20 protein-coding genes are annotated in these 23,664 nt (G+C 64.3%); 10 read left to right on the forward strand and 10 right to left on the reverse strand.

The window, feature by feature from the left end:
* The first annotated feature begins 64 nt into the window (after nucleotides 1-64).
* The 3 genes from HPT29_RS11665 to HPT29_RS11675 all read left to right on the forward strand — a co-directional run bounded on the left by HPT29_RS11665 (nucleotide 65) and on the right by HPT29_RS11675 (nucleotide 4,833).
* On the forward strand, nucleotides 65-2,200 hold the full coding sequence (locus HPT29_RS11665; RefSeq protein WP_259060703.1) for a TonB-dependent siderophore receptor: 2,136 nt from the start codon (nucleotides 65-67) through the stop codon (nucleotides 2,198-2,200).
* A gap of 131 nt (nucleotides 2,201-2,331) precedes the next feature.
* Nucleotides 2,332-3,054: an ATP-binding cassette domain-containing protein gene (locus HPT29_RS11670; RefSeq protein ID WP_432807292.1), complete on the forward strand. Its 723-nt coding sequence runs from the start codon at nucleotides 2,332-2,334 to the stop codon at nucleotides 3,052-3,054.
* Between the two features lie 57 nt (nucleotides 3,055-3,111).
* Entirely contained in the window at nucleotides 3,112-4,833 is a 1,722-nt protein-coding gene (locus HPT29_RS11675; protein WP_173950302.1) for an ABC transporter ATP-binding protein, read from the forward strand.
* A gap of 20 nt (nucleotides 4,834-4,853) precedes the next feature.
* On the opposite strand, the gene HPT29_RS11680 is transcribed toward HPT29_RS11675, so the two are convergent.
* The 10 genes from HPT29_RS11680 to HPT29_RS11725 all read right to left on the reverse strand — a co-directional run bounded on the left by HPT29_RS11680 (nucleotide 4,854) and on the right by HPT29_RS11725 (nucleotide 15,222).
* Nucleotides 4,854-5,363 carry an opioid growth factor receptor-related protein gene (locus HPT29_RS11680; RefSeq protein WP_259060581.1) on the reverse strand — a complete coding sequence of 170 codons (510 nt, stop codon included), beginning with the start codon at nucleotides 5,361-5,363 and terminating at the stop codon, nucleotides 4,854-4,856.
* 4 nt (nucleotides 5,364-5,367) lie between these two features.
* Entirely contained in the window at nucleotides 5,368-6,219 is an 852-nt protein-coding gene (locus HPT29_RS11685) for a sulfite exporter TauE/SafE family protein (RefSeq protein WP_173950304.1), read from the reverse strand.
* A 79-nt stretch (nucleotides 6,220-6,298) separates the two neighbouring features.
* Complete coding sequence (locus HPT29_RS11690; protein ID WP_173950305.1) at nucleotides 6,299-7,024, reverse strand: DUF1028 domain-containing protein; 726 nt, start codon at nucleotides 7,022-7,024, stop codon at nucleotides 6,299-6,301.
* A 12-nt stretch (nucleotides 7,025-7,036) separates the two neighbouring features.
* Nucleotides 7,037-8,830 carry a gamma-glutamyltransferase family protein gene (locus tag HPT29_RS11695; RefSeq protein WP_173950306.1) on the reverse strand — a complete coding sequence of 598 codons (1,794 nt, stop codon included), beginning with the start codon at nucleotides 8,828-8,830 and terminating at the stop codon, nucleotides 7,037-7,039.
* A 28-nt stretch (nucleotides 8,831-8,858) separates the two neighbouring features.
* On the reverse strand, nucleotides 8,859-9,734 hold the full coding sequence (locus HPT29_RS11700) for an ABC transporter permease (protein ID WP_173950307.1): 876 nt from the start codon (nucleotides 9,732-9,734) through the stop codon (nucleotides 8,859-8,861).
* Nucleotides 9,731-10,678, reverse strand: coding sequence for an ABC transporter permease (locus HPT29_RS11705; protein ID WP_173950554.1), 948 nt, complete (start codon nucleotides 10,676-10,678; stop codon nucleotides 9,731-9,733). Before HPT29_RS11705 ends, HPT29_RS11700 begins: the two co-directional genes overlap by 4 nt.
* Before the next feature lie 77 nt (nucleotides 10,679-10,755).
* Complete coding sequence (locus HPT29_RS11710; protein ID WP_173950308.1) at nucleotides 10,756-12,255, reverse strand: ABC transporter substrate-binding protein; 1,500 nt, start codon at nucleotides 12,253-12,255, stop codon at nucleotides 10,756-10,758.
* A 42-nt stretch (nucleotides 12,256-12,297) separates the two neighbouring features.
* Nucleotides 12,298-13,389: an ABC transporter ATP-binding protein gene (locus tag HPT29_RS11715; protein ID WP_371823210.1), complete on the reverse strand. Its 1,092-nt coding sequence runs from the start codon at nucleotides 13,387-13,389 to the stop codon at nucleotides 12,298-12,300.
* An 8-nt stretch (nucleotides 13,390-13,397) separates the two neighbouring features.
* Nucleotides 13,398-14,456, reverse strand: a complete 1,059-nt coding sequence (locus HPT29_RS11720) for an ABC transporter ATP-binding protein (protein ID WP_259060582.1) — start codon at nucleotides 14,454-14,456, stop codon at nucleotides 13,398-13,400.
* Complete coding sequence (locus tag HPT29_RS11725) at nucleotides 14,446-15,222, reverse strand: FadR/GntR family transcriptional regulator (RefSeq protein WP_173950310.1); 777 nt, start codon at nucleotides 15,220-15,222, stop codon at nucleotides 14,446-14,448. The genes HPT29_RS11720 and HPT29_RS11725 overlap by 11 nt, the downstream gene beginning before the upstream one ends.
* 307 nt (nucleotides 15,223-15,529) lie before the next feature.
* On the opposite strand from HPT29_RS11725, the gene HPT29_RS11730 reads away from it, so the two are divergent.
* The 7 genes from HPT29_RS11730 (at nucleotide 15,530) to nirD (ending at nucleotide 23,656) form a co-directional block, all read left to right on the forward strand.
* Entirely contained in the window at nucleotides 15,530-16,162 is a 633-nt protein-coding gene (locus tag HPT29_RS11730) for an ANTAR domain-containing response regulator (RefSeq protein WP_173950311.1), read from the forward strand.
* Nucleotides 16,159-17,460, forward strand: a complete 1,302-nt coding sequence (locus HPT29_RS11735; RefSeq protein WP_432807302.1) for a CmpA/NrtA family ABC transporter substrate-binding protein — start codon at nucleotides 16,159-16,161, stop codon at nucleotides 17,458-17,460. The genes HPT29_RS11730 and HPT29_RS11735 overlap by 4 nt, the downstream gene beginning before the upstream one ends.
* Nucleotides 17,461-17,843: 383 nt before the next feature.
* A complete protein-coding gene (locus HPT29_RS11740; RefSeq protein ID WP_173950313.1) occupies nucleotides 17,844-19,136 on the forward strand; it encodes a CmpA/NrtA family ABC transporter substrate-binding protein in 1,293 nt (430 codons plus the stop codon).
* An 18-nt stretch (nucleotides 19,137-19,154) separates the two neighbouring features.
* The gene (gene ntrB, locus HPT29_RS11745; protein ID WP_173950314.1) at nucleotides 19,155-20,057 is read left to right on the forward strand and encodes a nitrate ABC transporter permease; all 903 of its coding nucleotides are present in this window, start codon (nucleotides 19,155-19,157) and stop codon (nucleotides 20,055-20,057) included.
* Between the two features lie 12 nt (nucleotides 20,058-20,069).
* Nucleotides 20,070-20,864 (forward strand): ABC transporter ATP-binding protein, encoded by a 795-nt coding sequence (locus HPT29_RS11750; RefSeq protein ID WP_173950315.1) that lies wholly within the window; start codon nucleotides 20,070-20,072, stop codon nucleotides 20,862-20,864.
* 12 nt (nucleotides 20,865-20,876) lie between these two features.
* The gene (gene nirB / locus HPT29_RS11755; protein WP_173950316.1) at nucleotides 20,877-23,327 is read left to right on the forward strand and encodes a nitrite reductase large subunit NirB; all 2,451 of its coding nucleotides are present in this window, start codon (nucleotides 20,877-20,879) and stop codon (nucleotides 23,325-23,327) included.
* The gene (nirD, locus tag HPT29_RS11760) at nucleotides 23,324-23,656 is read left to right on the forward strand and encodes a nitrite reductase small subunit NirD (protein WP_173950317.1); all 333 of its coding nucleotides are present in this window, start codon (nucleotides 23,324-23,326) and stop codon (nucleotides 23,654-23,656) included. The genes nirB and nirD overlap by 4 nt, the downstream gene beginning before the upstream one ends.
* Nucleotides 23,657-23,664: the final 8 nt, after the last annotated feature.

A 23,664-nucleotide genomic window follows, 5' to 3' on the forward strand; every position in this document is an offset into this window, starting at 1 on the left:
CCGGGAGGGCTCCGTGCGATTGAAACCCCTGGGGACATCCATGAAGCGTCGTTGTGTATTGAGTATGGGGGTGAGCTTGGCCTCGCTCGCCATGATGGTGGCGTCGACCGAGCCGTCCGAGGCTCAGACCCAGTCCGCGTCCGGGGAAATCACCCTTGAGACTGTGACTGTCGAAGGGCAGGGCGGAAGTGCCACCGGGCCTGTGAACGGCTATGTTCCCAACCGCACGACGACAGGCTCCAAGACCGACACGCCGATCGAGAACATTCCGCAATCGGTGTCCGTCATCGGTCGCGAAGAACTCGAAGATCGCCAAGTCCAGAAAGTCGACGAAGCTCTTCGGTACACCGCCGGTGTGTTCGCGCAGCCTTACGGTCTGGATTCGGATACCGACTGGTTCTTCATCCGTGGCTTCGATGCGGGCCAGACCGGCGTCTTTCTGAACAACCTGCCGCTCTATCAATATGGCTTCGGCGGGTTCTATATCGATCCGTTCGTCCTCGAAAGAATCGAGGTGCTCAAGGGGCCGTCCGCTGCTCTCTACGGCGGGTCCTCGATCGGTGGCATCGTCAATCTCATCAGCAAGCGTCCGACGACGGAACCGCTTCGCTACGTCGAAACGGGCGTAAACTCCTGGGGCAATAGCTACGCGGCCTTCGATTTCGGCGGGGCGCTCGACAAGGACAAGGTGTGGTCGTATCGCCTGACGGGCAAGATGTCCGGCGGTGGCTGGGAAACCGACAAGGCCGATGATTTCCGGGGAGTTATCGCGCCGGCGCTCACATTCCGTCCCGATGCCGGCACCGAGCTCACCGTGCTGGCGTCCTACCAGCATATGGATCTGATGCACACGGGCGGGTTCCTGCCCTATGTAGGCACCGTTGTGCCCGCACCCTTCGGGCGCATCTCACGCCGGTTTTACTACAGCGAACCCGATATCGATCTCTATCGCCGCGAACAGGCGATGATCGGCTATGAATTCGAGCACGCGGTCAACGACGTCTGGACGTTGCGGCAGAATTTCCGTTATGCGCACACGGATTCGAAGGAGCGGGGACCTTATCCTTTCGGGTATCTTGGAGGAGCGCCGCTCGGTCCGGATTTCCTGCTCTTCCGCGTCGGCTTCAATCACCACACGGTGGTGAACACGCTGTCTCTCGACAATCAGGCGGAGGCAAAGTTCGGCACCGGGCCGCTCGCTCACACGCTGCTCCTCGGTCTGGATTACAAGTACTACAACATCGATCAGATCCAGGCCTCCGGGGGCGGCACGCCGATCAGCCCGGTCAACCCGATCTATGGGGTGCCCCAGGGCCCGACGATTCCCTATCTCGACCAGGACCTGACCATGAACCAAGTCGGGTTCTACGCACAGGACCAGATCCGCTACGGCGGCTGGATCGCGACGCTGAACGGACGTTACGATCACGTCTCGACGAAGAGCACCGACAAGGTCGGTGCGGCCAATTTCAGCGACGAGGCCGGCGAGTTCAGCGGACGCCTGGGACTCGGTTACGAGTTCACCAACGGAATGACACCCTATGTCGCGGTGTCGCGCACCTTCAATCCGGTCATAGGCTCCGACTTCTTCGGCCAGTCGTTCGCGCCGGAGACCGGGCAGCAGGTTGAAGTCGGCCTCAAGTACAAGCCGATGTTTGCCGATGCCCTGATCACCGCATCCCTATTCGACCTCACGCGTCAGAACGTCAACACGACCGACCCGGAGCATTCTTTCTTCGAAGTCCAACTGGGCGAGGTCCGATCCCGCGGCTTCGAGCTCGAAGCGCAAGCCAACATCACGGCCGGCCTGAAGGCGATCGCGGCATTCACGGCATACGACATCGAAATCACCGAGGACACCAACCCGCTGTTGATCGGGAATCGCCCCAACGTCGTCCCGGAAATTCTTGCATCCGGCTGGCTCGATTACACGGTCCAGGACGGCTCATTCAAAGGGCTCGGCTTTGGTGCAGGTGTTCGCTACGTCGGCTTCTCGTATGCCGACAACGAGAATACCCTGAAAGTGCCAGCCGCGACGGTCTTCGATGCCGGCATCCGCTATACCCGAGACAACTTCGCGGTCGCGCTCAACGTCAACAATCTGTTCGATAACGAATATGTATCGTCGTGCGACACGCAGTACACCTGCAACTACGGTGCCGGGCGCGTCGCAACTCTCAAGGCGAGCTACAAATGGTGATCGAGGGGGTGCCGCGGCAGGGCGCCCGCACAGACACGCCGGAGCCGAGGAAGGGATCGGGGCAAGGATCGGATGCCGCGGTCCTATCATTCGAATTGGCGGACGTGAGCTATGCTATTCCAGGACGCACCTTGCTGCATCCCCTCTCTCTGACGCTGTACAGTCGGCGCGTTATCGGACTGATCGGCCACAACGGTTCGGGCAAATCGACACTGATTAAGTTGCTGGCTCGCCAGCAATCGGCCTCCGGCGGCTCGATCACGTTCGAAGGGAGACAACTGAGCCAGTGGGGCGAGCGGCCCTTCGCGAGGCAGGTTGCCTATCTGCCCCAGCAGACGCCGCCGGCCTCCGGCATGCTCGTCAAGGAGCTCGTCGCGTTGGGCCGCTATCCGTGGCATGGCCCTCTCGGCCGTTTCGGAGCGACAGACCACCGGAAGGCGAGAGAGGCCATGGCGCTCACCGATGTGGAGACCCTTGCGGACCGGCTTGTCGACACCCTCTCCGGAGGCGAGCGACAACGGGTCTGGCTGGCCATGCTGGTGGCGCAGGACGCCCGGTTCCTGCTTCTTGATGAACCGATCTCGGCCCTCGATGTGGCCCACCAGGTCGAGGTGCTCGCACTCGTCCAGCGCCTCTCACGCGAGCGTGGTCTCGGCGTGGTTGTTGTTCTCCATGACGTCAATATGGCGGCTCGCTTCTGCGACGAGATCCTGGCTCTTCGGGCTGGGCGGCTGATTGCCCGCGGCACGCCCGGCGAGATCATGACGCCCCGGCAGTTGCAGGCGATCTACGGTGTCGCCATGGAGGTCATTCCTCATCCTATAACGGGCCAACCGGTGAGCTTCGTCCGCTGATGCCGTCTCAAAGCCGACGCTTGCTCTCTCCGGCTGGCGGCGGTAGCTAATCCTGACATGCGACCGCTGCTCAACCGCCTTTTTGCCTATTACCGACCTCATCGCCGCCTGTTCGTGCTGGATTTCTCCTGCGCTGTGGCTTCGGGGCTGCTCGAGCTTGGCTTTCCGATTGCCGTCAAGCTGTTCATCGATACCCTGCTGCCGACCGGCCAATGGGGGCTGATCGCGCTCGCCTCGGCGCTGCTGCTCGCAGTCTACGTCCTCAATGCCGGTTTGATGGCGACCGTGACCTATTGGGGCCACATGCTCGGCATCAACATCGAAACCGAGATGCGGCGCAAGGCGTTCGATCATCTCCAGAAACTATCGTTCGGATTCTTCGACAACCAGAAGACCGGGCATCTCGTGGCTCGCCTGACCAAAGATCTGGAGGAGATCGGGGAGGTGGCCCATCACGGGCCCGAGGACCTTTTCATCGCCGTGATGACGCTGGTGGGTGCGTTCATCCTGATGTTCACGGTCAATGTAAAGCTCGCCCTCATCACGGCGCTCGTCGTCCCGCTCACCGCCTGGCTCACGACCCGCTATGGTGGCCGCATGACCCGGAACTGGCAGGCACTCTACAGCCGCGTCGGTGATTTCAACGCGCGCATCGAGGAGAATGTCGGAGGAATCCGCGTGGTTCAGGCCTTCGCCAACGAGGACCACGAACGGCAGCTGTTCGCCGTCGACAACCAGGGCTATCGCAAGACGAAACTGGAGGCCTACCGCATCATGGCGGCCTCGACCTCGCTCAGCTACCTGAGCATGCGCCTGATCCAGATGGTCGTCATGGTGGCCGGCAGCTATCTGGTGCTTCGGGGCGAACTGAGTGCTGGCGGCTTCGTCGGTTACCTGCTTCTCGTGGGCGTCTTTTTCCGTCCGATCGAGAAAATCAACTCGGTCATCGAGACCTATCCGAAGGGGATCGCCGGCTTCAAACGCTACATTGCCTTTCTCGATATGCGTCCGGACATCGCCGACCGACCCGGCGCGAGGGACGTCGGCAAGCTCAGGGGCGACATCCGATATAAGAATGTCCGGTTCGGCTATGCCTCGGATCGCAGCATCCTCAACGGTCTCGATCTTTGCATCCGCGCCGGCGAGACCATTGCGTTCGTTGGTCCGTCAGGCGCAGGCAAGACGACCATCTGCTCGCTGCTGCCCCGGTTCTATGAGATCGACGAGGGCGAGATCACGATCGATGGGATCGACATCCGCAATATGACGCTGCGATCGCTGCGCGGCCAGATCGGCATTGTACAGCAGGATGTGTTCCTGTTCGCCGGCACCATCCGCGAGAACATTGCCTATGGCCGGCTCGAAGCGACCGAGGCCGAGATTCTGGAGGCCGCTCGCAGGGCCCGGCTCGACGAGGTGATCGCCTCATTGCCGAACGGCCTCGACACGATCATCGGGGAGCGTGGAGTGAAGCTGTCCGGAGGCCAGAAACAGCGCCTCGCCATCGCGCGGATCTTCCTGAAGAACCCGCCGATCCTGATCCTGGACGAAGCCACATCTGCCCTTGACACGCAGACCGAGCGGGCGATCCAACAGGCGCTCGGCGAGCTGTCGAAGGGGCGCACCACCCTGGTCATCGCCCACCGTCTCGCCACCATTGTGAACGCCGATCGCATCGCCGTGATCGATCGTGGGGTCATCGTGGAGCAGGGCAACCACGACGAACTCCTGTCGCAGGATGGGATATACAAGCGGCTGAGCGCGGCGCAGTTCGCCTGAGGCAAATCGATCTGATTGGCTCAGGAACCCGCTGCTTCGGACCAGTAGGCGAGGCTCCGGGTGTTGACCGGTGATCCTGACGCAGCGTTGATTTCAAGAATTGCGCTGTGAAATTTCTGCGCTTCGCCCGGGCCGACGAGCAGTCTCAGGCTATGGATGATCCGGGTGATGCGCAGATGATTGTGATCGAACGTGGCAAGCCACCAGCGGGTACCCCGATAGAAACTGAGCATCCGCTCGCTTGCACGTTTCAGAGTATCCTGCGCGTGCCCGTCGGCCCTGATTGCTGCGATCTCGGCCTGCGTGAGGACCGGAGCTCCCGGTTGGGCGCCGCTGCGGGTGGGAAGGGGAAACAGCCACTGGATATAGTCGTGCACCTGCTCCAATCGCTCGTCGGAAAAATCGAGCACTTCGGCCGCGAGGCGTCCTCGGTCGTCGCGTCCGGTCCCCGCCAGGAAGGCATGGAGAGGTGCTGCCGTTGAACTGCTCATCCCTTGTTTCCCGTTTGAGGGTTGAGTGCTGGCATTCATTGGCTCAAGCGACGAGGCTGGCGGCGAAACGTGCGCAGACCAGGAGCAGGAAGACCCCGAATGCCACCTCGAGGCGGCGCTTGGACAGCCGGTGTGCCAAGCGCGCCCCGATGGGCGCCATCCACGTGCTGGTGGGGATGAAGAGCACCAAGCCCAGAAGCGAGACATAGCCCAAAGCCAGCGGCGGCTGGAAGGCGATCACGTTCGGGTAATCGGCCATGTGCGGCCAGCCGGCATAGATGTACCCGATAGCGCCGGGTATCGAGATCAGGATGCCGAGACCGGAGGAGGTCGCGACTGCCTGGTGGATCGGGCGGTTGTAGAAGGTCATGAAAAGATTGGAGAGCTGGCCGCCGCCGATTCCCATCAGGGCCGACAGAACGCCGATGATCCAACCGTAGATCACCATGATCGGCTTGGCCGGCATATCGAGACCGAAGCGCCAGGTATCCTTGCCGAAGAGAAGGCGAATGGCCGAGATTCCGGCCACCACCACGAACACGGTCTTGAACAGGTCCGCCGGGGCGAAGCGGGCAACGATACTGCCGACGATAACACCGAGCACGACGGGCACGGCCCAGACCCGCAGGATCGACATGTCGACGGCACCCTTGGCCTTGTGGGCATTGAAGGAACGGATCGATGTCGGGATGATGATCGCGAGCGAGGTGCCGACGCACAGCGGCATGCGCACCTCCTCGGGCACCTCCAAGATGCGAAAGAGCTCGTAGAGAATTGGCACCGCGACCGCGCCGCCGCCGACGCCGAACACGCCGGCCAGCAGGCCCGTGATAGCGCCCGCGGCCAGGAGCGCCACCACAAGCCACGCGAGATCGAACAGGGGAATGCCAAACATCGAGGAGTCCATCGCAAGGGAGTGAAATCGCCGTAGGGTCTTTTCGACCTTCGGGCAAGGGGGCAGATACAGGCCTGCCCTAGGAAGAGGTGCTTGCCGCGATCCGTTCCTGGTACTCGCGCGCCCTCTCGTCGATCCAGGATCGGTCCGTGATGCCACCGGGGTTGCTGCGGGTCGCCATGGCGTCCATGAAGGCGAGGAAACGTTCATGGGCGACCCGGTAGAGGCGGCGCAGTTCGTCCAGGGGTTCCGGATGATCGTCCACGCGCAGATCGAGCACGGGGTAGGGCTCGTCGCGCCAGATCCTGATGGCGGCGGATTGCTTGCCGCGCTTGTCGCCGCCCTGGGCCTGACCCGCGTCGAGAGAAGTCATGAGACGGTCGGCGAAAGGCAGATCCATGCGCTTCCTGTAGGTCTCTAGGGTCGCCTCGATGACGGCCGGCCCGGCCAGCATGTTGCCCGCCACGGAGACGCCGTCATCCGTGAGGTGACCGCACCAGTCGATGCAGTCCTGGCCCGTATGGGCAGCTGAGCGCCCGTCGCGATCGATGACGTGGAGCTGGCGCGAGCCGCGGCCGGGATCCTGAGCCGTGAGAACGGCGACGATCTCCTCGGCGCTTCGACCTTCGGCCAGAAGCTTGATGCCGTCCGTGCCGTAAAGCGGATTGACCAGCGCCTGCGTGGCGAGAGCACCGATGCGGGCCGCACCATGGGGGCAGAGCGCCCCCACGGCGAAGAACTTCGTGGTCACCGCGACGCCGAAGGCGCCGGTTTCAGGATCCTTGGCGATGATCGACCATGTCATGGCGTTTTCTCCTCAGCGGCCGACCGCATAGGCTTGCATGAGACGCGGCGTCGCGGCACCGTGAAGCAGGCCATCCTTGTCGCGGCTGGCGGCCACGAGGCGTCCGACCGTCCAGGCCGGCGCCACCTCGACCTCGTGTCCACGGGCGCGAAGATCGTCGAGCACGGCCGCGCCGTAGGTCTCCTCGGCCATGAGGTGACCGGGCTTCTGCTCGCGCGGATAGAACGAGGAAGGGAAGTGCGCCGTGTGAGACATCGGCTGGTCGATCGCCTCCTGCAGGTTCAGGCCGTGGTGCGCATGCCTCAGGAAGAGGAGGAGCTGCCACTGCTCCTGCTGGTCGCCGCCGGGAGATCCGAAGACCATGTAGGGCTCGCCGTCCTTTTCCGCGAGGGTCGGGGTGAGCGTGGTCCGCGGGCGCTTGCCCGGGGCGAGGCTTGCCGGGAGGCCCTCCTCGAGCCAGAACATCTGGGCGCGGGAATTGAGCATGAAGCCCAGTTCCGGAACGACCGGCGAGGATTGCAGCCAGCCGCCCGAGGGCATCGCGGCAATCATGTTGCCGAAGCGGTCGACCACGTCGATATGCACCGTGTCGCCCTTGCGGGCCGAACGCATGGACTGGAGCGTCGGCTCGCCGCCCGACACCTTCCTGTCGGTCGTCGAAAGCTCGCGCAGCGCCTTGAGGGTACGCTCCACCTGGGACTCGTAGCCTTCGACGCGGCCGGGCCGCAGTTCTCGGGAGGCCTTGTCAGTGATGAGCTTGCGTCTTGCGTCGTTGTAGGCATCCGACAAAAGGGTCTCGATCGGCACGTCGACGAAGTCGGGGTCGCCGTAATAGGCCTCACGGTCGGCGAAGGCGAGCTTCATGGACTCGACGACCGTGTGAATGAACTCGGCGCTGGTCGGCCCCATGGCGGCGAGGTCGAAGCCCTTCAGGAGCGCCAGCGTCTGCAGGAACACGGGTCCCTGTCCCCAGGGCCGGATCTTGTTCACGCGGTAGTTATGGTACTCGTAGGTTTGCGGCGCATCGTAGGATGCCTGCCACTGGGCCATGTCGTCGGCGGTGAGGACGCCGCGATGGCGCGAGCCGCTCTGGTCCATGGCCTCCGTCTTGCGGACGAACGCGTCGATGGCCTCGGCCACGAAGCCCTTGTAGAAGGCGTTGCGCGCCGCCTCGATCTGCGCCTCGCGGTCGCTGCCGCGGGCTTCGCCCTCACGGATGATGCGCTTCCACGTATCGGCGAGCTGCGGATTCCGGAAGAGCTGGCGGGGTTTCGGCACCTCGCCGCCGGGCAGGAACACGGCCGCGGAGGTCGGCCATTCGGTCTCGAAGAACTCCTTCAGACCCTTGATGGTGTCCGATACGCGCGGCAGCAGGGGATGTCCCTGCTCGGCATAGTAGATGGCAGGCTCCAGCACATCCCGCAGCGACAAGATGCCGTGGTCGCGCAGCAGCAGCATCCAGGCATCGAAGGCACCGGGCACCACCGTGGCGAGAAGACCGTTGCCGGGGATGAGCTTGAGGCCCTCGTTCTTGTAATGCGCGATGGTGGCGCCCTTCGGAGCCGTGCCCTGGCCGCAGAGCACCTCGACCTTCTTGGTCTTTGCGGAATAGAACACCGCCGGCACTTCGCCGGACGGTCCCACGAGATGGGGTTCGACGACCTGCAGGACGAAAGCGGAGGCGACGCAGGCATCGAAGGCATTGCCGCCTTTCTCGAGCATCGACATGCCCGCAGCGGAAGCGAGCCAGTGTGTCGACGTGACGATGCCGAAGGTGCCGAGGATCTCTGGGCGTGTCGTAAACATATGTCTTATCCGAAGTTGGCGAAGATTGTTATTGTTCGCGGGGATCGAGCGCGTCGCGCAGGCCGTCGCCGAGAAGGTTGAAGCCGAGCACGATCAGGAAGATCGCCGAGCCCGGGAAGATCGACATCCAGGGAGCCTGATCCATGAAGTTCTTGGCGGTATTGAGCATGGAACCCCAGGAGGGATTGGGAGGCTGCTGACCCAGGCCGAGGAACGAAAGGCTCGCCTCCGCGATGATCGCAGTCGCGATGGTGAGCGTCCCCTGAACCAGGATCGGGGGCAGCACGTTCGGCAGGATGTATCGCGCCATGATCCAGAAATCGGGCAGACCGATGGCCCGCGCCCCTTCCACGTAATCCTCCGCCTTTACGGTCAGCACCTGCCCGCGGGTGAGGCGGATGAAGATCGGCATGGCCGACAAGCCGATGGCGATCATCGCATTGGTGAGGCTCGGCCCGAGGAAGGCTGCGAGAGCGATGGCGAAGATCAGGAAGGGGATCGCCAGCATGGCGTCCGTGGCGCGGGAGATCGCCGCGTCGATCCAGCCGCCGAAATAGCCGGCGACGAGGCCGAACGGCACTCCGAGCACGATCGCGATGGTGACGGAGACCACGCCGGCCATGATGGATGCCCGGGCGCCCCACAGCATGCGGGAGAGAAGGTCGCGCCCGAGCTCGTCGGTCCCGAACCAGAACAGGGCTGAGGGCGCTTTGCGGATGCTGGTGAAGCTCGGCTTGATCGGGTCGTAGGGCGCGAAGTACGGGCCGATCAGGGCGACGAGGACGAAGAACAGGACGATGAGGCCGCCGAGCACTGCGCTCTTGTTCTTCAGGAACTTGGCGAGGACGCGGCTGCGCTTCTTCGGCAGCGCGACGTCGTCGGCGATTGCGGCTGTGGCGGTCATGCGGCGTGCCTCAGGCGGGGATTGACGAGAACGTAGAGCACATCGGCGAGCAGGTTCATGAAGATGAAGCCCACGGCCGTGCAGAGCACGACGCCCTGCACCACGGCATAGTCGCGGTTGAACACCGCATCGACGATGAGCTTGCCGAAGCCCGGAATGGTGAAGATCTGCTCCGTGAGCACGGCGCCCGCGAGCAGCTCGCCGAAGAGGAGCGTAGACAGCGTCACGATGGGAACGAGTGCGTTGCGCAGGGCGTGCTTCAGGATGACCTTCCGCGACAGAAGGCCCTTGGCGCGGGCCGTGCGGATGTAGTCCGAGCGCATCACGCCGAGCATGGCGCTGCGGGTATGGCGCATCAGGCTCGCGGCCAGACCCGTACCGAGCACGAAGGCCGGCATGAGCATGGTCTTGATGTTGAGCCACAGGTCCTCGGTCGGTGGCACGTAGCCGGAGGCGGGCAGGAGCTTCCAGCGGACGGAGATCAGCATGATGAGCATGATGCCGAGCCAGAAGTTGGGGATCGATAGGCCGGACAGAGCAATGACGTTGGCCGTGTAGTCGACCGTCGTTCGCTTTTTTACGGCCGAGATGATCCCTGCGGGAATGCCGATGGCCAGGGCTACGATCATCGCCATGATGGCGAGTTCGATCGTTACCGGGAGCTTGCTCATGATCAGGTCGAGCACCGGAATGTCGGTGCGCAGGGAAATCCCGAGATTGCCCGTGAGTGCCGAACCGATCCAGGCGAAATACTGGACGGGGATCGGATCGTCGAGGCGGTACTTTTCGCGCAGATAGGCGAGCACCTGCGGATCGCGCTCTTCGCCCGCCATGGTGAGCACCGGGTCGCCGGGCAGGAGCTTCTGCAGAGCAAACACCAGTAGCGACACGATGATCAGTGTCGGGATGGCAATCAGTATTCGTCGTCCGATGTAGCGCAGCATCAGCTCGTGGAACCCATGTCGAGGAAGGGCAGGGGCGTGCCCGGCGGCTGAGCCGGGCACGCTGTTTTCGGCTGGCCTCAGGAGGCGAACTTCACACCCTTCAGGCGGATCATGCCATCCGGATAGGGTTTGAAGTTCTGGACCTTCTTCGTGTGAACGAAGGGCCAGGGCTGGTAGTAGGTGTAGATGATCGGGAGATCCTGCTTCAGGATCTCCTGCGCAGAGTCGTAGAGCTGCTTGCGCTTGGCCTCGTCGTTGGTGATGCGGGCGTCGTTCAGGAGCTTGTCGACCTGCTCGTTGCAGTAGCGGCCATCGTTGAGGGCGCCCTTGCAAGTGACGAAGGGATGGATGTTGCCGTCCGGATCGACGCGGCCGGACCAGCCGATCACGTTCACGTCAAAGTTGCCCGCCTGGGCCTCCTTCTGCATGGCGGCGAACTCGGTCGGGCGCAGCGAGATATCGAAGCCCGACTCTGCCGCCATCGCCTGGATGATCTCGGCGATCTGCTGAGCCGTCGTCCCGGTGCCAAAGGTCAGCTCGAGCTTCACCCGGTCGACGCCGGCCTCCTTCAGGAGCTGCTTGGCCTTGGCGACGTCGCGCTCATTCGCCTTGAACTTCGGATTGTTGTACGGGCTGGCTTCCGGGAAGGGCTGCCCCGCAGGCGGGTAGATTCCAGCCCCGACGACCTCGTTGATGACGTTGCGGTCGATGGAGAGCTCGAGAGCCTGACGGACGCGCTTGTCCTGGCCGAGCGGCGTCTTGGAGCGCTCGCCGTTGTTGGTGTTGATCGTCAGACCCTGGTAGCCGATGCCGGAGACCGGCGCGAAGACGAGGCTCGAGTCGCCCTTCACGGCCGGAACGTCGCTCGGCGCCAGGCGCTCGATCAGGTCGAGGTTGCCGGAGCGCAGATTCGCGAGACGAACGGTCGTGTCCGGAATCGGCTGGAAGATGACGCGCTGGAAGGTGTAGTTCTTGGCGTCCCAGTAATCAGCGAACTTTTCCAGCACGATGCGGTCGTTCTGCACGCGCTCGACGAACTTGTAGGGACCCGAGCAGACGGGCTTCTGGCCGAAATCCGCGGAGGAAAGCGCCTTCGGCGACATGATCATGCCGGCACGGTCGGAGAGCTGCGACAGCAGGGTCGCATCGGCGCGCGAGAGATTGACCTTCACGGTCAGGTCGTCCACGGCCTCGACATTGTCGACCGATGTCAGCTCGCTCTTGCGGAGCGAATCCGGCAGGGTGCGAGCGCGGTCAATATTGGCCTTCACGGCCGCCGCATTGAGGGGCTCGCCGTCGTGGAACTTGACACCGGGGCGCAGCTTGAAGGTGAGCGACTTTCCGTCGTCGCTCCAACTCCATTCGGTGGCGAGCTCGGGCGTGAATTTCAGGTCGGGCGTGATGTCGACGAGCTTGTTGCACAGCGACGTGAACACGATGCGTCCGACGAAGGTGCGGGCACGGTGCGGATCCAGCACATCGGGATCCTCGTTCAGGCCGATGCGCAGGGTCTGGGCGGATGCCGCGGTGCTCATAAGGAGCCCGGCGGCTACGGCAAGGAGCAGTCTCTTCTTCATTCGGTTGTCCTCCGATTATCCTCTGGGAGTCGTCCTCTGGGTTCAGGCGCTCGTCGCGACGGGCTTATCCTGCCGTTCGCGCCAAGTTCGGTAGAGCGCAAGACGCCTAGCAAGCGCCGGGCTCGGCGGCGGTGCGGCGATGGAGCCGGCGCCGGCTCCCTGGATCTCGCGCCAGAAATGGCACGCCACCTGCCGCCCGTCCGTCGCCGTTTCGAGAGCAGGGTGCTGCTCCTTGCAGACGGCACGGGCATGGGGGCAGCGGGTGTGAAAGCGGCAGCCCGACGGCGGCGCGGCGGGACTCGGAACATCCCCCTGCAGCAGCACCTTCGGCTGGCGGTTCGTCGGGCTCGGAATCGGGATCGCTGCAAGCAGTGCCTGCGTATAGGGATGAAGCGGATTGTCGAAGAGAGAATCCGTGTCCGACAGCTCCACGATCTCGCCGAGATACATCACCGCAACCCGGTCGCTCATGTGGCGGATGACGGCAAGGTCATGCGCCACGATGACGAGGGTGAGGCCGAAGCGGTCCTTCAGATCCTCCAGCAGATTGATGATTTGCGCCTGGATCGACACGTCCAGCGCAGAAACCGGCTCGTCGCCGATGATCAGCTTGGGGTCGCCGGCAAGCGCCCGGGCGATGCCGATGCGCTGGCGCTGGCCGCCGGAGAATTCGTGCGGATAGCGATCCGCGTGGGTCGGCAGCAGGCCGACCGTTCGCATGAGGTCCGCAACGCGCTCCCGCTTCTCGCGACCCTTGGCGAGATCGTGCAGCCAGATGGGCTCGGCGATGATGTCGCCCACGTTCATGCGCGGATTGAGGGACGCGTAAGGATCCTGGAAGATGATCTGCAACTCGCGCCGGAGCCTGCGCAGTTCGCCCTTGTCCAGCTTGACGATCGAGCGGCCCTCATAGCGGACGTCGCCTTCCGTGGCCTCGATCAGGCGCAGCAGCAGGCGTCCCAGAGTGGACTTGCCGCAGCCGGATTCCCCCACCACGGCGAAGGTCTCGCCCCTCCTGATGCCCATCGAGACGCCGTCGACGGCGCGCACGACCGTGGGCGACGACAGGAGACCGCCGCCACCGAAGTGCTTCTTGAGGCCGATGCCTTCGAGGATGATGTCGTCTGAGGGCATCACGCTCATCATGCGGCTCCACGGTGAAGTTCGAGAGGGGCGTACCAGCACCGCGCCTGGTGGCCGGGCTTGATCTCGGCTAGTGGCGGCGGATCGTTGGCGCAATGGCTGTCCGAGAACGGGCAGCGTGGCGTGAAGCGGCAGCCCTTGGGCATCAGCTCCGCCGGCGGCACCGTGCCGCGGATCGTGGCGAGGCGTCCCTGGCGACGGCCGAGCGAGGGGACCGACCCCATGAGGCCGATGGTGTAGGGATGCTGGGGATCCTCGAAGATCGCATTCACCGGCCCGCTCTCGACCACCCGTCCCGCATACATCACCGCGACCTCGTCGGCGACCTCGGCCACGACGCCGAGATCGTGGGTGATGAGGATCATCGCCGTGCCGGTCTCCTCCTGGAGGCGGCGGATCAGGGTGAGGATCTGGGCCTGGATCGTCACGTCGAGGGCGGTCGTGGGCTCATCCGCGATGAGGAGTTGCGGATCGTTGGCCAGCGCCATGGCGATCATGACGCGCTGGCGCATGCCGCCCGACATCTCGTGGGGATAGGCGCGCAGTCGCTTTTCAGGAGCCGGGATGCGCACCTTCTTCAGCATGTCGAGCGCCCGCTCCATGGCCTCGGCCTTGGAGACCTTGCGGTGCCGGACGATACCCTCCGCGATCTGGTCGCCGATGGTGAAGGCCGGGTTGAGCGAGGTCATCGGCTCCTGGAAGATCATGGCCATCCGGTCACCGCGCAGATCCGCGCGCTCGCGCTCCGAGAGAGTCAGAAGGTCCCGTCCGTCGAACCGGGCCGTCCCGGCGACGATCCGGGCCGGCGGCGTCGGCAAAAGGCCCATCAGGGCCAGCGACGTCACGCTCTTGCCGCAGCCGGATTCCCCGACGATGCAGAGCGTCTTGCCTTTGCGGACGGAGAAGGAGACGTCGTCGACCACGTTTACTCCCTTGGGTGCCCCGTCGAAGCGCACCGAGAGGCCCTCGACCGCGAGCAGCGGCGGCTCGGCCGCAAAGGCAGCATTGCTCGGAGCGTGAACCTGGGCGGTCGAGTGTCGGGCCGCTTCATGTCCCATGGCGAATCTTGTCCTTGTTCTTGGCCGTGTCGGGAAAATTCTGAATGTGTCCGTCGATCCGATCGGGCAGGGGGGCGGTCATGACCTTGAGGAGGCCGTCCCGCACCAGTTCGAGGTGCTCGCGCATCGCTTGCTCGGCTGCATGGGCCTCGCGCTGGGAGATGGCGGCGATCACGCGGCGGTGCTGTTCGACATAGATCTTCTGGCGCTCGCTCGATCGCGCGCGCTCTCGCAGGATCTGCCAGGTCGTATCCTGCCGGATGCGGTCGACCATGTCGAAAATCGCGAGAAGAAGAGAGTTGCCAGCGGCCTCCGCTATGGTGCGATGCAGGGCACTGTCCCAAAGCTCGCGCCCGTCGGCGTCCGAGCTCAAGGCCGCCTTGTCGGCCAGCCGGAGAAGGCGTTCGATATCCCCGTTCGTGGCCCGCATGGCCGCAAGCCTGGCAAGAGCCGGCTCGATTTCCAGGCGCACATCCATCACCTCGAGCGGGTGAGTGCGCTTGGCCAGTTCCTCGAGATTGGTCGGCGTATGGGCCGGGCGCGGACCCAGGAACGTTCCTTTGCCCTGGTGACGCCAGATCCGTCCCTCGGCCTCAAGGACCTCGAGAGCCCGCCTCAGAGCCCGACGGCCGATCCCGATCTGTGCAGCGAGAAGCCGCTCGGACGGAAGACGCCGGTCGCCGTCGAGTGAGCTGTCGTCCAGGAGAGCCCGCAACCTTCCCAGGGCGAAGTTCGAGCTGTCCAGCAATGAGTCGGCGTTGGTCATCGAAATCCAGTCCGTACGAACCAATCTTGCTGCCGGCCCTGGAATCGCGATCCGATGTTACGTACGACCGGGCTTCAACGAAACAAGGCTATCCCAAGCCTGAACCAATTTGCAACTGGTTCGGTGATGGTTCCTTAGTCAAATAACGATGCTTGGTTGATCAGCGGACCGGCCCGTGAGCCTTCGCTTTGTGGTGAGCGTGGCCTTGAGGTGCTCAAAGTTTGCGCAGGGTATGGGCCGGTTCAGGCGCGACGCTCCAGGGAGAGCGCGTTGGCCTGAAACTTGCTTCTTCCTTCGCTGAATGGGCATGCGCAGCGAGAGCTTCCAGGACTTGACCAGAGATACACATACCGGTCAGCGGCCGCTTCGCGTTGCGATCATCGAGGAAAACAGCATCAGGGCGGCCATCCTGCTCGATGGATTGCGCGAGGCCGGGATACTGGACGTCGAGGTCATCGACACGATGACCAACATGCTCCGGCGCCTGAGCACGGTCGATCCCGACGTGATCATCATCGGGATCGAGAATCCCAGCCGTGACGTCCTGGAGCAGATGTTTCAGGTGTCGAAGCTCGTGTCGCGTCCGGTCGCCATGTTCGTAGACCGCTCCGACGGATCCATGATCCAGGCAGCCGTCGAGGCGGGCGTGTCGGCCTATGTGGTCGACGGTCTGCGCAAGGAGCGAGTGAAGCCGATCGTCGACATGGCGGTGAGCCGCTTCAACGCCTTCGACCGTCTGCAACGCGAGCTGCTCGAGGCGCGCAGCGAGCTGGCATCCCGCAAAGTGATCGAGCGGGCCAAGGGCATTCTCATGAGAACCAGGCAACTCTCGGAGCAGGAGGCTTATGGCCTCCTTCGCCAGACTGCCATGAACGAGAAGCGGAAGCTCGTCGATATCGCCCAGAGCGTCGTGACGGCGGCCTCCCTTCTGGAGAAATAAGCGTGTTGAATGTGGAACAGGCGGGGAGCGGCCCCGTGCGTCAGGCCGGATCGGTGAACGAGGCTCCCTCGGGCACGAAGGGGCGCCCGGTCCCGGAGCGGCTGGTCCGGGTCGGGTTCATTCCCCTGGTCGATATGGCGATCCTGGTCGCCGCCGCCGAGCAGGGTTTTGCCCGCCGCGAGGGCCTTCGCCTGCAACTGGTCAAGGACGTGTCCTGGTCCAACATCCGGGATCGCCTGGCGTTTCGCCAGTTCGACGTGGCGCACATGCTGAGCCCGATGCCCATCGCGTCCCAGCTCCATCTCGGATCCAACCCCTATCCCTGCTTCACGCCCTTCGCGCTGGGGCGGGGCGGCAACGCGATCACGCTCTCGGTCGATCTCTATCGCGAGATGCAGGCGGCCGCCGGGCTCGACGGTTCGGAGGACGCGCTCACCAACGGCCTGGCCCTGAAGAAGGTCGTCGAGCGGAGACGGGAGTCCGGCCGGAAACCTCTCGTCTTCGCCATGACCTATCCTTTCTCGTCCCACAATTACGAGTTCCGCTTCTGGCTCGCGGCCGCGGGGATCAATCCGGACGCCGACGTGACCATGACGGTCGTGCCGCCTCCGCTCACGGTCGATGCCATGACGGCGCGCGCCATCGACGGATTCTGCGTCAATGCTCCCTGGAACATGATCGCCGTGGAGAAGGGCGTCGGTCGCATGGTGGCGACCAAGGCGGATATCTGGCCCTCCGCTCCCGAGAAGGTCCTGGGCGTCAGTCCGGAATGGGCGGAGGAGAACCCGGAGACCCTGTCGCGTCTCGTGGTGGCCCTCGATGCCGCGGCCCGATGGTGCGACGACAGGCAGAACCACGGCGACTTGGCCGATATGATGGCCCACCCTGCCCATGTCGGGGTTCCGTCCGAGATGATCCGGCGGCTTCTCTCCGGGCGACTCACGGTCGACCCCAATGGCAGAACGCGGCAGGTTGAGAACTACATGACGTTCCATGACCGGAGCGCGAATTTCCCGTGGCTCAGCCAGGCCCTGTGGATCTACAGCCAGATGGTCCGCTGGGGTCAAGTCGCTTACGGCGAGCTTGGTCTCGCCCGGGTCCGCGCCGCCTATCGTCCAGAGATGTACCGGCAGATCCTCGGGCATACGAGCGCTTCCATTCCCGCCGGCGACAGCAGGATCGAAGGCGTGGAGACGGAGTCCTTCATCGACGGACGCCGGTTCTCACCCGATGACATCCCGGCTTATGTGGCGGGCTTCGACATTCGCAAAGACCTCGGCTCCGGGGTCGCCCATTGAGCATTGCACCGCACACAACAAAGGCGCAGTGCACAAATTATGACCTTGAGCACAAGTTGGGCAGTCTGTACCTTTTCTAAGTGAGAGACGGGCGGGACAACGAGGTTCGGACCCCTCTCGACGATGAGGCCGGTCAACGATGACGGGCCGTTGATGCCTCTCGAAGGCGTTTCCCGACAACGACGTCGCCGGATCAGCTGTGCCCGCGCCTGTGCGGCCTTCAGTTCATCTCGCGGCGTTTTTTGCGTTTCAGCCGGGTCTGCACGACCGGGCAACAGGCGATCTGCGTCCGATCGAGCCTCGCGGCTTCCGGCGGATCGGCCACGACGACGTTTCAATCGGTCCCGTCCGCGGCAGCTGGCGACAGGAACAGGGGAAGCACGATGCAGACACCGAAGATCACCCGCCGAGACGCGCTCCGCGGAGCCGGCGCGGCCCTGACGCTCGCTGCCGCGAAGGCCGCCTTGCCGGGCGGCGCGTTCGCCCAGAGCGCCGAGCCGGAGACGAAGACGGTGAAGCTCGGCTACATCGCGCTCACCGATGCGGCCGCCCTGATCATCGCCAAGGAAAAGGGTTTCTTCGCCAAGCACGGACTGCCTGACGCGGAGGTGCTGAAGCAGGCCTCCTGGGGCGCGACGCGCGACAACCTCGTGCTGGGTTCGGAGGCCAACGGCATCGACGGCGCGCACATCCTGACCCCGATGCCGTACCTGATCTCGACCGGAAAGGTCACGCAGGGCGGCGTGCCGACTCCGATGTACATCCTGGCGCGGTTGAATCTCGACGCGCAGGCTATCTCGGTCGCGGCCGAATACAACGGGCTGAAGCTCGGTCTCGATTCATCGCCCCTGAAGGAGGCTTTCGCGAAGAAGCGCGCAGCGGGCGGCGATCCGAAGGTGGCCATGACGTTCCCGGGCGGAACGCACGACCTGTGGATCCGCTACTGGCTCGCGGCCGGCGGCATCGACCCCGACAGGGACGTGTCCACCATCGTGGTGCCGCCGCCCCAGATGGTCGCCAACATGAAGGTCGGCACCATGGACGCCTTCTGCGTCGGCGAGCCCTGGAACGCGCAGCTCATCAACCAGAAGCTCGGATACACGGCGGCCAACACCTATGAGCTCTGGAACAGGCATCCGGAAAAGGCGCTCGGTCTGCGGGCCGCGTGGGTCGACAAGCATCCCCGCGCCGCGAAGGCGCTGCTCATGGCGGTCATGGAAGCGCAGGCCTGGTGCGACAAGATCGAGAACCGGGAGGAGATGTGCCGGATCGTCGGCACCCGCGCCTGGTTCAACGTTCCCGTCGCCGACATCCTGCCGCGCCAGAAGGGCGAGTACGATTACGGCATCGACGGCAAGGTGGTGAAGGACTCGCCCGGGATCATGAAGTTCTGGCGCGATCACGCCTCCTTCCCGTTCAAGTCGCACGACCTCTGGTTCATCGCCGAGAACATGCGCTGGGGCAAGTTCGAGACGAACACCGACGCCAAGGCGCTGGTCGACAAGGTCAACCGCGCCGACCTGTGGCGCGAAGCCGCGAAGACGCTCGGTGTCGCCGCGGGCGACCTTCCGGTCAGCGACAGCCGCGGCAAGGAGACTTTCTTCGACGGCAAGGTCTTCGATCCGGAGAACCCGCAGGCCTATCTCGCCAGCCTTCCCATCAAGCGCATCGCGTAAACCCCGGAGAACAGGCTCATGGTCCATTCCGCCCGCGTCGTCGCTCTCCCGAACCCGAAGGCAGGACCGCCCGTCCAGCAGGCGGCTCTGTATCCGCTGGCGCCGAAGCCGGTCGGCGTTCTCTCTCGTGGCGCGCGCATCGGGACAGGCATCGTCAGGCAACTGGCACCGCCCGTTCTGACCATCGCGTTCCTGCTCGTCCTGTGGCAGATCCTGGCGTCGAGTCCCACCTCGGCGCTGCCGAGCCCGCTCAAGGTGATCGACGACAGCTGGGAGATCATCGTCAATCCATTCAAGGTCGGAAATGGAATCGACCAAGGTCTGTTCTGGCACGTGAGCGCGTCCCTGGTCCGCGTCGGCTACGGCTATATCCTTGCTGCAATTGTCGGCATCGGTGTTGGCGTCCTGCTTGGCCAGTCGACGCTCGCCATGCGCGGCCTCGATCCGGTGTTCCAGGTGCTGCGCACCATCCCGCCACTGGCCTGGCTGCCGCTGTCCCTGGCGGCCTTCCGCGACGGGCAGCCTTCCGCCATCTTCGTGATCTTCATCACCAGCGTGTGGCCGATCCTGATCAACACATCGGTCGGCATCCGCAACATCCCGCAGGATTATCGCAACGTCGCGAAGGTCCTGCGCCTGTCGCCGATCGAGTTCTTCACCCGCATCATGGTGCCGGCCACCGTGCCGCACATGTTCACCGGCCTTCGCATCGGCATCGGTTTGTCGTGGCTCGCCATCGTGGCGGCCGAGATGCTGATCGGCGGCGTCGGCATCGGGTTTTTCATCTGGGATGCTTGGAACTCCTCCCTCATCTCGGACATCATCGTGGCCCTGGTCTATGTGGGCGTGGTCGGCTTCCTGCTCGACCGTTCCATCGCGGCCATCGGCCACCTGCTCACCCGCGGCACCGCTGCGCAGTAAGGAGGCGGCACCATGGCCTATCTCAAGATCGATCATGTCGGCATCGCGTTCCAGCGCGCCGGCGCGAGCACCGAGGTGCTGCGGGACGTGAACCTCTCCATCGACAAGGGCGAGTACGTCTCGATCATCGGGCATTCCGGCTGCGGCAAGTCGACGGTGCTCAACATCGTGGCCGGCCTCCTCGAGCCCAGCCAGGGCGGCGTGCTCCTGGAGGGCAGGGCCGTGAGCGGCCCGGGACCGGACCGTGCTGTTGTGTTCCAGAACCACTCGCTGCTGCCGTGGCTGACCGTGCGCGAGAACGTGGAGCTTGCGGTCAACAAGGTCTTTCGGGGCAAGAAGTCGAAGGCGGAGCGCCGCGACTGGACGCGCCACAACCTCGAACTGGTCCACATGGCCCATGCGGAGAACAAGCGGCCGCATGAGATCTCCGGCGGCATGAAGCAGCGAGTCGGCATCGCCCGGGCACTCGCCATGGAGCCGAAGATTCTGCTGCTCGACGAGCCGTTCGGCGCCCTCGACGCCCTGACCCGCGCGCACCTTCAGGATCAGGTCATGGAGATCCACGGCCGGCTCGGCAACACGATCATCATGATCACCCACGACGTGGACGAGGCCGTATTGCTGTCCGACCGGATCGTCATGATGACGAACGGGCCGGCCGCCACGATCGGCGAGGACCTGAGAGTCGATCTGGAGCGTCCCCGCCGACGCCTCGAACTCGTCGGCAACCCCACCTACAACGACGCCCGTGCGGCCGTGCTGGAGTTCCTCTATGCGCGCCACCGGGCTCCGACCCTCGCAGCTTGAAGGAGAGCGACGATGCCCAAGAAGCTGGTCGTCATCGGCAACGGAATGGCCGCCGGCCGCGTCCTGGAAGAACTCTTCGAGCGCGTGCCTGGAGCCTACGAGGTCACGATCTTCGGCGCCGAGCCGCGCGTGAACTACAACCGCATCATGCTCTCGCCCGTCCTGTCGGGTGAGAAGACATACGAAGATATCCTGATCCACGACGAAGCCTGGTACGAGGCGCATCGCATCACGCTCCATCGCGGCAAGCCGGTTGTGGAGATCGACCGCGTCGCCAAGCGCGTGATTGCGGCTGACGGCACCGCGGCGGAGTACGACCAGCTCATCGTGGCGACCGGGTCGATGCCCTTCGTGGTGCCGATCCCCGGCGCGGCTCTGCCGGGCGTGGTCACATACCGCGACCTCGACGACGTGGAGAAGATGCTCGTAACAGCGCAAGGCGGCGGGCGGGCCATCGTCATCGGCGGCGGTCTCCTCGGGCTTGAGGCTGCGGCGGGTCTGAAGGCGCAGGGCATGGAGGTCACGGTTCTGCACCTCATGCCCACGCTGATGGAACGCCAGCTCGATCCGTCCGCCGGATACCTGCTGCAGAAAGCCTTCGAGGATCGCGGCATCGCCGTGAGGTGCAAGGCCAACACCCATGCGATCCTGGGCGAGACGCATGTCACCGGCGTCAGGCTCGACGACGGCACCGAGATCCCGGCCGATATCGTGGTCATGGCCGTCGGCATCCGGCCGAACGTGGCGCTCGCGAAAGCAGCCGGGCTCGACACCAACCGGGGCGTTCTAGTGGGCGACGACATGCGCACGAGCGATCCCGACATCTTCTCGGTCGGCGAATGCGTCGAGCATCGGGGGCTCTGCTACGGGCTCGTGGCTCCGCTCTACGAGATGGCCAAGGTCGTGGCCGCACAGCTCGCGGGCGACGAGACGGCCGCCTATACCGGTTCCGTGACCGCCACCAAGCTGAAGGTCACCGGTATCGACCTGTTCTCGGCCGGCGATTTCGGCGAGGCCAAGGACCGCCAGGACATCGTCCTGCGTGATGCCGCGCGCGGGGTCTACAAGCGCCTCGTGCTCAAGGAGAACCGCATCGTCGGGGCGGTGCTCTATGGCGAGACCGGGGATGGATCCTGGTTCTTCGACCTCCTGCGCAGGGAGACGGACGTCTCCGAGCTGCGCGATACCCTCATTTTCGGCCAGTCCTACGTCGGAGGCGCTCCTCTGGACCCTACGGCGGCCGTTGCAGCCTTGCCGGATGATGCGGAGATCTGCGGCTGCAACGGCGTCTGCAAGGGCAAGATCGTGCAGGCGATCAACGAAAAGGGCCTGAGCACCCTGTCCGAGGTGAGGGCGCACACGAAAGCCTCGGCCTCCTGCGGCACCTGCACGGGCCTCGTCGAGCAGGTGATGACCCTCACCTTGGGAGACAAGTTCGCGAAATCGACCGTCGAGCCCATGTGCGCCTGTACCGACCTCGGCCATGACGACGTGCGCCGGCTGATCCGGGCGGCGGAGCTGAAATCGATCCCGGCCGTGATGCAGGAGCTCGGGTGGAAGACCTCCTGCGGCTGCGCCAAGTGCCGGCCTGCCCTGAACTACTATCTCCTGTGCGACTGGCCGGAGGATTACGAGGACGATGGCCGCTCGCGCTTCATCAACGAGCGCGTCCACGCCAACATCCAGAAGGACGGCACCTATTCGGTCGTGCCGCGCATGTGGGGCGGATTGACCAACCCGCGCGAGCTGCGCGCCATCGCGGACGTGGCGGAGAAATACAACATTCCGACCGTGAAGGTCACGGGCGGGCAGCGCATCGACCTGCTGGGCGTGCGCAAGGAGGACCTGCCGGCGGTCTGGGCCGATCTCAACGATGCCGGCATGGTCTCGGGCCATGCCTATGCCAAGGGCCTGCGCACCGTGAAGACCTGTGTCGGCAAGGAGTGGTGCCGCTTCGGCACGCAGGATTCCACCGGCCTCGGCGTCAGAATCGAGAGGTTCATGTGGGGCTCCTGGACCCCGGCGAAGGTCAAGATGGGCGTCTCCGGATGCCCGCGGAACTGCTCCGAAGCGACCTGCAAGGATGTTGGGGTGATCTGCGTCGATTCCGGTTACGAGATTCATTTCGCGGGTGCCGCCGGCATTCACATCAAGGGCACGCAGGTGCTCTGCAAGGTGGCCGAGGAGGACGAATGCATCGAGGTGATCGCGGCCCTGACACAGCTCTATCGCGAGCAGGGGCATTACCTCGAGCGCATGTACAAATGGGCCGACCGGGTCGGGGTGGAGTCGATCCGGGCCATGGTGGTGGACGACCTCGGCAAGCGCCGTGACCTCTACGAGCGCTTCGTGATCTCACAGCGCAATGCGCAGATCGATCCATGGGCCGAGCGGGTCGCCGGCCGGGATGCGCACGAATTCAGGCCCATGGCGAACTTCACCCTGGCGGAGGCGGCGGAATGAGCGAATGGATCGACGTGGGCACGGTCGACGACGTGCCCCTTCTCGGATCGCGCGTCGTGCAGGCGCCGTCCGGTGACATCGCGGTCTTCAAGGCGGCGGACGGAACGCTCTTCGCCCTGCGCGACCGCTGCCCCCACAAGGGTGGACCGCTGTCGCAGGGCATCGTGCACGGCCATTCCGTGACCTGTCCGCTCCACAATTGGGTGATCAGCTTGGCGAGCGGCGAGGCGCAGGGAGCCGACCAAGGCTGCGCGCACAGGATCCCGCTGCGGATCGAGGGAAGTCGCATCCTGCTTGCCGCTTCCGCGCTCATGGCGCGAGCCGCCTGAGGAGGATG

Origin of the sequence: Microvirga terrae, from assembly GCF_013307435.2 — a bacterium.
GTDB lineage: Bacteria > Pseudomonadota > Alphaproteobacteria > Rhizobiales > Beijerinckiaceae > Microvirga > Microvirga terrae.